At 69.5% G+C, this 9,684-nt stretch carries 9 protein-coding genes; 8 read left to right on the top strand and 1 reads right to left on the bottom strand.

What is annotated here, in order from left to right:
• The first annotated feature begins 80 nt into the window (after positions 1–80).
• Positions 81–1,664 (top strand): peptide chain release factor 3, encoded by a 1,584-nt coding sequence (locus RN02_RS26585; RefSeq protein WP_043272311.1) that lies wholly within the window; start codon positions 81–83, stop codon positions 1,662–1,664.
• Positions 1,665–1,741: 77 nt separating this feature from the next.
• On the opposite strand, the gene RN02_RS34045 is transcribed toward RN02_RS26585, so the two are convergent.
• Complete coding sequence (locus RN02_RS34045; RefSeq protein WP_167360995.1) at positions 1,742–1,915, bottom strand: hypothetical protein; 174 nt, start codon at positions 1,913–1,915, stop codon at positions 1,742–1,744.
• A 293-nt stretch (positions 1,916–2,208) separates the two neighbouring features.
• Between RN02_RS34045 and arnB the strand changes: the two genes are divergently transcribed.
• From arnB to arnF, 7 genes are read left to right on the top strand one after another with little or no spacing between them, the layout of a single operon-like run.
• Complete coding sequence (gene arnB, locus RN02_RS26575; RefSeq protein WP_043318124.1) at positions 2,209–3,348, top strand: UDP-4-amino-4-deoxy-L-arabinose aminotransferase; 1,140 nt, start codon at positions 2,209–2,211, stop codon at positions 3,346–3,348.
• 4 nt (positions 3,349–3,352) lie between these two features.
• Positions 3,353–4,366 (top strand): undecaprenyl-phosphate 4-deoxy-4-formamido-L-arabinose transferase, encoded by a 1,014-nt coding sequence (gene arnC / locus RN02_RS26570; protein WP_043318122.1) that lies wholly within the window; start codon positions 3,353–3,355, stop codon positions 4,364–4,366.
• Entirely contained in the window at positions 4,363–6,366 is a 2,004-nt protein-coding gene (gene arnA / locus RN02_RS26565) for a bifunctional UDP-4-amino-4-deoxy-L-arabinose formyltransferase/UDP-glucuronic acid oxidase ArnA (RefSeq protein ID WP_043318120.1), read from the top strand. Before arnC ends, arnA begins: the two co-directional genes overlap by 4 nt.
• Positions 6,363–7,247, top strand: coding sequence for a 4-deoxy-4-formamido-L-arabinose-phosphoundecaprenol deformylase (gene arnD, locus RN02_RS26560; RefSeq protein WP_161796265.1), 885 nt, complete (start codon positions 6,363–6,365; stop codon positions 7,245–7,247). The genes arnA and arnD overlap by 4 nt, the downstream gene beginning before the upstream one ends.
• On the top strand, positions 7,244–8,890 hold the full coding sequence (gene arnT, locus RN02_RS26555; RefSeq protein ID WP_043318116.1) for a lipid IV(A) 4-amino-4-deoxy-L-arabinosyltransferase: 1,647 nt from the start codon (positions 7,244–7,246) through the stop codon (positions 8,888–8,890). The genes arnD and arnT overlap by 4 nt, the downstream gene beginning before the upstream one ends.
• Positions 8,887–9,231 (top strand): 4-amino-4-deoxy-L-arabinose-phosphoundecaprenol flippase subunit ArnE, encoded by a 345-nt coding sequence (gene arnE / locus RN02_RS26550; protein ID WP_043318113.1) that lies wholly within the window; start codon positions 8,887–8,889, stop codon positions 9,229–9,231. Before arnT ends, arnE begins: the two co-directional genes overlap by 4 nt.
• Positions 9,228–9,683 carry a 4-amino-4-deoxy-L-arabinose-phosphoundecaprenol flippase subunit ArnF gene (arnF, locus tag RN02_RS26545; RefSeq protein ID WP_043318111.1) on the top strand — a complete coding sequence of 152 codons (456 nt, stop codon included), beginning with the start codon at positions 9,228–9,230 and terminating at the stop codon, positions 9,681–9,683. The genes arnE and arnF overlap by 4 nt, the downstream gene beginning before the upstream one ends.
• The last annotated feature ends 1 nt before the right edge of the window (position 9,684 follow it).

Here is a 9,684-nt window from a genome sequence, read left to right as displayed (position 1 = left end):
CGCAGGGTTTTGGGCTATAACCCCGCGCTTTCCCGGGCCGCCCGCGCCCGCCGTCACCGAACTCCAGCAGGCACGCACCCATGACCAACCAGGCCGCCGAAGTCGCCAAGCGCCGTACCTTCGCGATCATCTCCCACCCCGACGCCGGTAAGACCACCATCACCGAGAAGCTGCTGCTGATGGGCAAGGCCATCGCCGTCGCCGGCACCGTGAAGTCGCGCAAGTCCGACCGCCACGCGACCTCCGACTGGATGGAGATGGAGAAGCAGCGCGGCATCTCCATCACCACCTCGGTGATGCAGTTCCCCTACCGCGAGCACATGGTCAACCTGCTCGACACCCCCGGCCACGAAGACTTCTCCGAAGACACCTACCGCACCCTGACCGCGGTGGACTCGGCGCTGATGGTGCTCGACGGCGGTAAAGGGGTGGAGCCGCGGACCATCGCCCTGATGGAAGTCTGCCGCCTGCGCGACACGCCCATCGTCAGCTTCATCAACAAGCTGGACCGCGACATCCGCGACCCCATCGAGCTGCTCGACGAGATCGAGGCGGTGCTGAAGATCAAGGCCGCGCCCATCACCTGGCCGATCGGCTGCTACCGGGACTTCAAGGGCGTGTACCACCTGGCCGAGGACAAGATCATCGTCTACGTGCCCGGCCACGGCCACGAGCGCATCGAAACCCAGGTGATCGACAAGCTCGACTCCGACGAGGCCCGCGCGCACCTGGGCGACCTCTACGACAACTTCCTCGAAGAGCTGGAACTGGTGCAGGGCGCCTGCCACGAGTTCGACAAGGAAGCCTTCCTCAAGGGCGAGATGACCCCGGTGTTCTTCGGTACCGCGCTGGGCAACTTCGGCGTCGACCAGGTGCTGGACTGCATCGTCGACTGGGCCCCGCAGCCGCTGGCGCGCGCTGCCCACGAGCGCATCGTCGAGCCCACCGAGGAGAAGTTCACAGGCTTCGTGTTCAAGATCCAGGCGAACATGGACCCGAAACACCGCGACCGCATCGCCTTCATGCGCATCTGCTCGGGCAAGTACGAGAAGGGCATGAAGATGCGCCACGTGCGCCTGGGCAAGGACGTGAAGATCGCCGACGCCCTGACCTTCTTCTCCAGCGAGCGCGAGCAGCTGGAAGAGGCCTACGCCGGCGACATCATCGGCCTGCACAACCACGGCACCATCCAGATCGGCGACACCTTCAGCGAAGGCGAGAACCTGGGCTTCACCGGCATCCCGCACTTCGCCCCGGAACTGTTCCGCCGCGTGCGCCTGAAGGACCCGCTGAAGTCCAAGCAGTTGCGCCAGGGCCTGCAGGAGCTGGCCGAGGAAGGCGCCACCCAGGTGTTCTTCCCCGAGCGCAACAACGACATCATCCTCGGCGCCGTGGGCGTGCTGCAGTTCGACGTGGTCGCCAGCCGCCTGAAGGAGGAATACAAGGTCGAGTGCGCCTACGAGCAGATCAACGTCTGGTCGGCCCGCTGGATCGAGTGCAAGGACGAGAAGAAGCTCAAGGAGTTCAAGGACAAGGCCTTCGAGAACCTCTCCGTGGACGGCGGCGGCCACCTCACCTACCTGGCCCCCACCCGGGTGAACCTGAGCCTGATGGAAGAGCGCTGGCCGGACATCACCTTCCGCGCCACGCGCGAACATCACTGAGTTCGGTGCCCAGCAAAAACGCCCGCATCGTGCGGGCGTTTTCGTTTCCAGCCGTAGGGCGCATAACGCCTACGGCGTTATCCGCCGTTTGACCTTGATCCCAGGCGCGCTTCGGGTTCGGCCGCCGCATCGGTGATGAAGGCCGGCGTGGCAAAGTCCGGATCGCCGACGCTGAGGACGATCGCGTCCTCCCCGGCGCGTTGCGCCGCCACGGCGGCGTAGTGGATATCCCAGGCGGCGGGGCGTGGCATCACCATAACCACTAATGAACGAGTGTTCAACAGTGTTTTCCGGCCAAATCGAGCGCTCGTTCAATTTGCCCCGGAATAGAGCGGCCGCGGCCTGCGGGCCCATTTTCGGCGCCCGGCGCGGCAGACACCGGCACTCCTGGCGAAGGGCACGAAGCGGCCCGCGCTCTCCCGTCTGCCCTGCCCCGCCAGGGTGCAGGCAGGGCCGCGACATTTTCCGAACATGCTCATAACGGGTTCTTAACGATTGCTCGGCGAGCATGGATGCACTCAATGGCCACAGTCCCGTGACCCGCATGGACAACGCGTTCCTCCCCTTCTCCCGGCCCAGCATCGGCGCCGAGGAAATCCAGGCCGTCAGCCAGGTGCTCGGCTCCGGCTGGATCACCACCGGCCCGCAGAACCAGTTGCTGGAGCAGCGCTTCGCCGACTACGTTGGCTGCAAGCACGCCGTGGCCGTGGCCTCGGCCACCGGCGCCATGCACATCGCCCTGCTGGCGCTGGGCATCGGCCCGGGCGACGAGGTAATCACCCCGTCGCAGACCTGGGTGTCCACCGCCAACATGATCTGCCTGCTGGGCGCCACGCTGGTGTTCGTCGACGTCGACCGCGACACCCTGATGACCGACGCCGCGCGCATCGAGGCAGCCATCACCCCGCGCACGAAAGCGATCATCCCGGTGCACTATGCCGGCGCCGCCTTCGACCTCGACCCGCTCTACGCCCTGGCCGAAAAACACGGCATCGCGGTGATCGAGGACGCCGCCCACGCCGCCGGCACCCGCTACCGCGGCCGCCACGTCGGTTCACGCGGTACGGCGATCTTCTCCTTCCACGCCATCAAGAACATGACCTGCGCCGAGGGCGGGATGTTCGTCAGCGACGACGAAGCCCTGGCCAACCGCGTGCGCACCCTGAAGTTCCACGGCCTGGGGGTGGACGCCTACGACCGCCTGAGCCATGGCCGCAAACCCCAGGCGCAGGTGATCGAGCCGGGCTTCAAGTACAACCTCACCGACATCAACGCCGCCATCGCCCTGATCCAATTGGAGCGCCTGGACGCGCTCAATGCCCGCCGCGCCGAACTCGCCGCGCAGTACCTGGCGCGCCTGGCGCACCTGCCGGTGCAGCCGCTGAGCGTGCCCGGCCATCCGCAGCAGCACGCCTGGCACCTGTTCATCCTGCGCATCGACGAGCAGGCCTGCGGCATGCATCGCGACGCCTTCATGCAGGCCCTGCAGCAGCGCGGCATCGGCAGCGGCATCCACTTCATCGGCACCCACCTGCACAGCTGGTACCGCCAGCGCTTCCCCGGCGTCAGCCTGCCCGCCACCGAATGGAACTCGGCGCGCCTGTGTTCCATCCCGCTGTTCCCCGACATGACCGACGCCGACCTGGAGCGCGTGGTCGGGGCCTGCGAAACCCTCCTTCGGTGAACCCGTGAAACCCTATGCCATCGACTGCGTCTCCGTGGTCATCCCGGTGTACAACGAGCAGGACAGCCTGCCCGAACTGCTGCGCCGCACCGACGCCGCCTGCCGCCAGCTCGGCCGCGCCTACGAAATCGTGCTGGTCGACGACGGCAGCCGCGACGACTCCGCCGAACTGCTCCAGGAAGCCGCCGAGGCGCCCGACAGCCACGTGCTGGCGGTCATCCTCAACCGCAACTACGGCCAGCACGCGGCGATCATGGCCGGCTTCGAGCAGTGCCGCGGCGACCTGGTGATCACCCTCGACGCCGACCTGCAGAACCCGCCGGAGGAAATCCCGCGCCTGGTCGAGCAGGCCGCCAGGGGCTACGACGTGGTCGGCACGGTGCGCGGCAACCGCCAGGACTCGGCCCTGCGCCGCTGGCCGTCGAAGCTGATCAACCTGGCCGTGCAGCGCTCCACCGGCGTGGCCATGAGCGACTACGGCTGCATGCTGCGCGCCTACCGCCGCGGCATCGTCAAGGCGATGCTGGCCTGCCGCGAGCGCAGCACCTTCATCCCCATCCTGGCCAACAGCTTCGCCCGCCACACCAGCGAGATCGTGGTCGGCCACGCCGAGCGCGAGCACGGCGAGTCGAAGTACGGCTTCCTGCGCCTGGTCAACCTGATGTTCGACCTGGTCACCTGCATGACCACCAGCCCGCTGCGCCTGCTCAGCCTGGTCGGCGCCGGCATGGCCCTGGCCGGGACGGCCTTCGGCGTCCTGCTGCTGGCGCTGCGCCTGCTGTTCGGCGCGGCCTGGGCCGGCGACGGCCTGTTCGTGCTGTTCGCCATCCTCTTCCTGTTCAGCGGCGTGCAGTTGGTCGGCATGGGCCTGCTCGGCGAGTACCTGGGCCGCATGTACAACGACGTGCGCGCCCGCCCGCGCTTCTTCATCGAGCGCGTGGCGCGCGGCGCGGCCCTGCCCACCGCCAGCACCGCGTCGATCTCCCCTACCCCTGCCGTCGAGTCCCTAGCCCAATGAGCGCCAAGACCCTCGTATTCGCCTACCACGACATCGGCTGCGCCGGCATCGAAGCCCTGCTGGCCGCCGGCTACCAGATCGACGCGGTGTTCACCCACGCCGACGACGCGCGGGAAAACCGCTTCTTCGGCTCGGTGGCGCAGCTGTGCGCGCAGCGCGGCATCCCGGTGCACGCCCCGGAGGACGTCAACCATCCGCTGTGGATCGCGCGCATCCGCGAGCTGCAGCCGCAGTTCATCTTCTCGTTCTACTACCGCCACCTGCTCGGCGAGGAACTGCTGGCCTGCGCCCGCCGCGGCGCCTTCAACCTGCACGGCTCGCTGCTGCCGCGCTACCGCGGCCGCGCCCCGGCCAACTGGGTGCTGGTCAACGGCGAAAGCGAAACCGGCGTGACCCTCCACCGCATGGTCAAGCGCGCCGACGCCGGCGCCATCATCGCCCAGCAGCGCGTGGCCATCGACGCCGAAGACACCGCCCTGAGCCTGCACGGCAAGCTGCGCGAGGCCGCCGGCGAACTGCTCGGCCGGCTGTTGCCGGCGATGCTCGAAGGCGACTTCGTCGAGCGCGAGCAGGACGAAAGCCAGGCCAGCTACTTCGGCCGCCGCACCCCGGCCGACGGCCTGCTCGACTGGCGCCGCCCGGCCAGCGAGCTGCACAACCTGGTGCGCGCGGTGACGCAACCCTACCCCGGCGCCTTCGCCCCGGTGGGCGAGCGCAAGCTGATCGTCTGGCAGTCGAAGGTGGTGCCCGGCAACCAGGGCCGCCCGGCCGGCGCCGTGCTTGGCGTGGAACCGCTGCGCATCGCCTGCGGCGAAGACAGCCTGGAGATAGTAGCCGGCCAGCAGGGCGACGCCGGGCTGTTCCTCGCCGGCGCGCAACTGGCCCGCGAGATGGGCCTGGTGACCGGCTCGCGACTGCACGCGGTAGGCAAACCCCGGCGCAAGACGCGGGTGCTGATCCTCGGCGTCAACGGCTTCATCGGCAACCACCTCTCCGAGCGCCTGCTGCGCGACGGCAATTACGAGGTGTACGGCCTGGACATCGGCTCCGACGCCATCGAACGGCTGAAGAGCAACCCGGACTTCCACTTCGTCGAGGGCGACATCAGCATCCACACCGAGTGGATCGAGTACCACATCAAGAAGTGCGATGTGGTGCTGCCGCTGGTGGCCATCGCCACCCCCATCGAGTACACCCGCAACCCGCTGCGCGTGTTCGAGCTGGACTTCGAGGAAAACCTCAAGCTGGTGCGCTACTGCGTGAAGTACGGCAAGCGGGTGATCTTCCCGTCCACCTCCGAGGTGTACGGCATGTGCAGCGACGCCAGCTTCGACGAGGACAGCTCCAACCTGGTGGTGGGCCCGATCAACAAGCAGCGCTGGATCTACTCGGTGTCCAAGCAACTGCTCGACCGGGTGATCTGGGCCTACGGCCAGAAGGGCCTGCGCTTCACCCTGTTCCGACCGTTCAACTGGATGGGCCCGCGCCTGGACCGCCTGGACTCGGCGCGCATCGGCTCATCGCGAGCCATCACCCAACTGATCCTGCACCTGGTGGAAGGCACGCCGATCCGCCTGGTCGACGGCGGCGCGCAGAAGCGCTGCTTCACCGACGTGGACGACGGCATCGAGGCCCTGGCGCGCATCGTCGACAACGACGGCGGGCGCTGCGACGGGCAGATCGTCAACATCGGCAACCCGGACAACGAGGCGAGCATCCGCGAGCTGGGCGAGGAACTGCTGCGCCAGTTCGAGGCCCACCCGCTGCGCGCGCACTTCCCGCCCTTCGCCGGCTTCCGCGAGGTGGAGAGCCGCAGCTTCTACGGCGACGGCTACCAGGACGTGGCGCACCGCAAGCCGAGCATCGACAACGCCCGCCGCCTGCTGGACTGGGAACCGAAGGTGCACATGCGCGAGACCATCGCCAAGACCCTCGACTTCTTCCTGCGCGAGGCCATCGCCGAGCAGCAGCAGGCCGGCAAGCTGAGGGTCGCCAGCTGATGCAGGCCGGGCTGCGCATCGACGTCGACACCTACCGCGGCACCCGTGACGGCGTGCCGCGGCTGCTGGAGCTGCTCGACGAGGCCGGGGTGCAGGCGACCTTCTTCTTCAGCGTCGGCCCGGACAACATGGGCCGCCACCTGTGGCGCCTGGCGCGGCCGCGCTTCCTGTGGAAGATGCTGCGCTCCAAAGCCGCCAGCCTGTACGGCTGGGACATCCTCCTGGCCGGCACCGCCTGGCCCGGCCGGCCCATCGGCCGCGACCTCGGCCCCTTGATGCGGCGCACCCTGGCCGCCGGCCACGAGGTCGGCCTGCACGCCTGGGACCACCACGGCTGGCAGGCCAACGCCGGCCACTGGAGCGCCGAGCAATTGCACCGGCAGATCGCCCTGGGCGTGGACAGCCTCAGCGACATCCTCGGCCAGCGCGTGGACTGCTCGGCGGTGGCCGGCTGGCGCGCCGACGAGCGCACCGTGCAGGCCAAGGAGGCCTTCGGTTTCCGCTACAACAGCGACTGCCGCGGCGCCTCGCCGTTCCGCCCGCGCCTGGCCGACGGCCGCCCGGGCACCCCGCAGGTGCCGGTGGACCTGCCGACCTTCGACGAGGTGGTGGGCCCGGACCTTTCCGCCGGCGCTTTCAACGACTTCATCATGGCCCGTTTCCGCCCGCGGGCGCTGAACGTCTACACCGTGCACGCCGAAGTGGAAGGCATCGTCATGGCCGACGCCTTCCGCACGCTGCTGGGCCATGCCCGCGAGGGCGGCATCCGCTTCCGCCCCCTCGGCCAGTTGCTGCCGGCCGACCCGGCGACGCTGCCGCTGGGCGAGCTGCGCCGCGGCAGCCTGGCGGGCCGCGAAGGCTGGCTGGGCGTGCAGCGATGAACCGGCGCTATAGCTTGCTGGCCGGGGCCGTGCTGGTCCTGTTCTTCCTCGTGCCGCTGGGCCTGCACGGCCTGTGGATACCCGACGAAGCGCGCTACGCGCAGGTCGCCCAGGACATGCTGCATGGCGGCGACTGGGTAGCGCCGCACTTCCTCGGCCTGCGCTACTTCGAGAAGCCCATCGCCGGCTACTGGCTGGTCGCCCTCGGCCAGGCGGCGTTCGGCGAGAACCTGTTCGGCGTGCGCTTCGCCTCGGTGCTGGTCAGCGCCTGCAGCACCCTGCTGGTCTGGCTGCTGGGCCGGCGGCTGTGGCCGCAGCCGGGCCGGGCGTGGATGGCCGCGCTGCTCTACGCCAGCTTCGCGTTGATCGCCGGGCAGGCCGGCTACGCCAACCTCGACCCGCAATTCACCCTGTGGGTGAACCTGAGCCTGTTCGCCCTGTGGTTCGCCTTCGAGGCCACCTCGCCCCGTGCCCGCCTCGGCGCCTGGGTGGCCCTGGGCGCGGCCTGCGCCATGGGCTTCATGACCAAGGGCTTCCTCGCCGGCCTGCTGCCGGTGCTGGTGGCGCTGCCCTACGCGCTGTGGCGCCGGCGCCTGGGCGAACTCTTCCTGCTCGGCCCGCTGGCGCTGCTGGTGGCGCTGCTGGCCAGCCTGCCCTGGGTGCTGGCGGTGCACCTGCGTGAGCCGGACTTCTGGCATTTCTTCTTCTGGCACGAGCACATCCAGCGCTTCGCCGGCAGCGACGCCCAGCACGCGCGGCCGTTCTGGTTCTTCGTGCCGCTGCTGTTCGCCTGCGCGGCGCCCTGGACGCTGCTGGTCCCCGCCGCCTTCCAGCGCGGCTGGCAGGCGCGCCGCGCGCCCCACGCGGTGTTCCTGCTGCTGTGGTTCGCCATGCCCTTTCTGTTCTTCAGCCTGGCCAGGGGCAAGCTGCCGACCTACATCATGCCCTGCTTCGCGCCCCTGGCCCTGCTGATGGCCGATGCCCTGGCCGGCGCCCTGGAGAGCGGGCGCCTGCGGGCGCTGCGCCTGAACGGCGCGCTGAACCTGCTGCTGGGCCTGCTCGGCCTGGCCGCCCTGGCATTCCTGCAGGCGAAGAAGGCGCTGTACCACCAGCAACTGCCGAGCCTGCTGCTGATAGGCCTGGTCTGCGCCCTCTGGGCCCTGTGCGGCGCCCTGCAATGGCTGCGCCCGCAGCAGCTGTGGGCCGCCCCGGCGCTGGCCGCCTGGCTGCTGGTGGCCGCGGCGCCGGCGGCGCTGCCCGAGCGCATGGTCAACAGCAAGATGCCCGACCAGTTCATCGCCCAGCACCTGGAGGAGCTGGCCGGCGCCCGCACCCTGCTGAGCAACGACCTGGGCGGCGCCTCGGCGCTGGCCTGGCGCACCGGGCGCAGCGAGGTGTTCCTGCTCAACACCGAGGGCGAGCTCAAGTACGGCCTCGGCTACCCCGACGCCCGGGGCCGCTCGCTGAGCCTGGAAGGCTTCCCCGCCTGGCTCGCCGATGCGCGCCGCAAGGGCCCGGTGGGCGTGATCCTGCGCATCAACAGCCCCGGTGACGAAGCCGAGCTGGCGCTGATGCCGCGGGATGTCACCAGCTACCGGAAAAACCACCTGGTCTTCCTGCTGATCCCGCAGGCCGCGCCATGACCGCCGTGCTGCTCGCCGCCGTGTGCCTGCTCACCTGCCTCGGCCAGGTGGCGCAGAAGCTCGCCGTGGACGGCTGGGGCGAACGCAGCCTCGGCCTTGCGGGCAAGCTGCTGTCGCCCTGGCTGCTGCTGGCCGTGGCCTGCCTGGGCGCCGCCCTGCTGCTCTGGCTGCTGCTGTTGCAGCACCTGCCGGTGGGCCTGGCCTACCCGATGCTGAGCCTGAACTTCGTGCTGGTCACCCTGGCCGCGCGCCTGCTCTTCGGCGAAAGCGTCGAGGCGCGCCACTGGCTGGGCATCCTGCTGATCGGCGCCGGCGTGGCGCTGCTGGGGGCGCAGGCATGAGCCGCGTCACCGGCTTCGCCCTGGCGCTGGGCAGCGTGGCGCTGGTCAGTGGCGCCCAGTTGGGCATGCGTTGGGCCATGGTGCGCCTGCCCGGGCCGGCGCAGTGGCTGCAAGCGCTGAGCACCTACCACCTGCCGCTGCTGGGCGTGCTCGCCGCCGCCGTGCTGGCCTACGCGCTGTCGCTGCTGTGCTGGCTGGGCGCCCTGCGCCACCTGCCGCTGGGCCGCGCCTATTCGCTGCTGAGCATCAGCTACGCCCTGGTCTACCTTGGCGCCGCCGCGCTGCCCGGCTTCGGCGAAGCGCTGAACACCCGCGGCGCCCTTGGCGTGGCCCTGGTGATCGCCGGCGTGCTGACCATCAACGCGCCGCGCGGCAAAAGAACCGTAACGAAGCACCGGCATGCTGAATCCAGCCAGGGCGGCAGCACGGCGGTGCGCTCGAATCACCCGTAAC

This window comes from Pseudomonas sp. PI1 (assembly GCF_000812405.1).
Taxonomy (GTDB): domain Bacteria; phylum Pseudomonadota; class Gammaproteobacteria; order Pseudomonadales; family Pseudomonadaceae; genus Pseudomonas; species Pseudomonas citronellolis.
Note: the sequence above shows the minus strand (reverse complement) of the source record. Positions and strands in the feature narration are given on the sequence as shown.

Coding starts and splice junctions, on each gene's coding strand:
- arnF (WP_043318111.1), top strand. CDS start 9,228: ATGAGCCGCGTCACCGGCTTCGCCCTGGCGCTGGGCAGCGTGGCGCTG.
- RN02_RS26585 (WP_043272311.1), top strand. CDS start 81: ATGACCAACCAGGCCGCCGAAGTCGCCAAGCGCCGTACCTTCGCGATC.
- arnT (WP_043318116.1), top strand. CDS start 7,244: ATGAACCGGCGCTATAGCTTGCTGGCCGGGGCCGTGCTGGTCCTGTTC.
- arnA (WP_043318120.1), top strand. CDS start 4,363: ATGAGCGCCAAGACCCTCGTATTCGCCTACCACGACATCGGCTGCGCC.
- RN02_RS34045 (WP_167360995.1), bottom strand. CDS start 1,915: ATGCCACGCCCCGCCGCCTGGGATATCCACTACGCCGCCGTGGCGGCG.
- arnB (WP_043318124.1), top strand. CDS start 2,209: ATGGACAACGCGTTCCTCCCCTTCTCCCGGCCCAGCATCGGCGCCGAG.
- arnE (WP_043318113.1), top strand. CDS start 8,887: ATGACCGCCGTGCTGCTCGCCGCCGTGTGCCTGCTCACCTGCCTCGGC.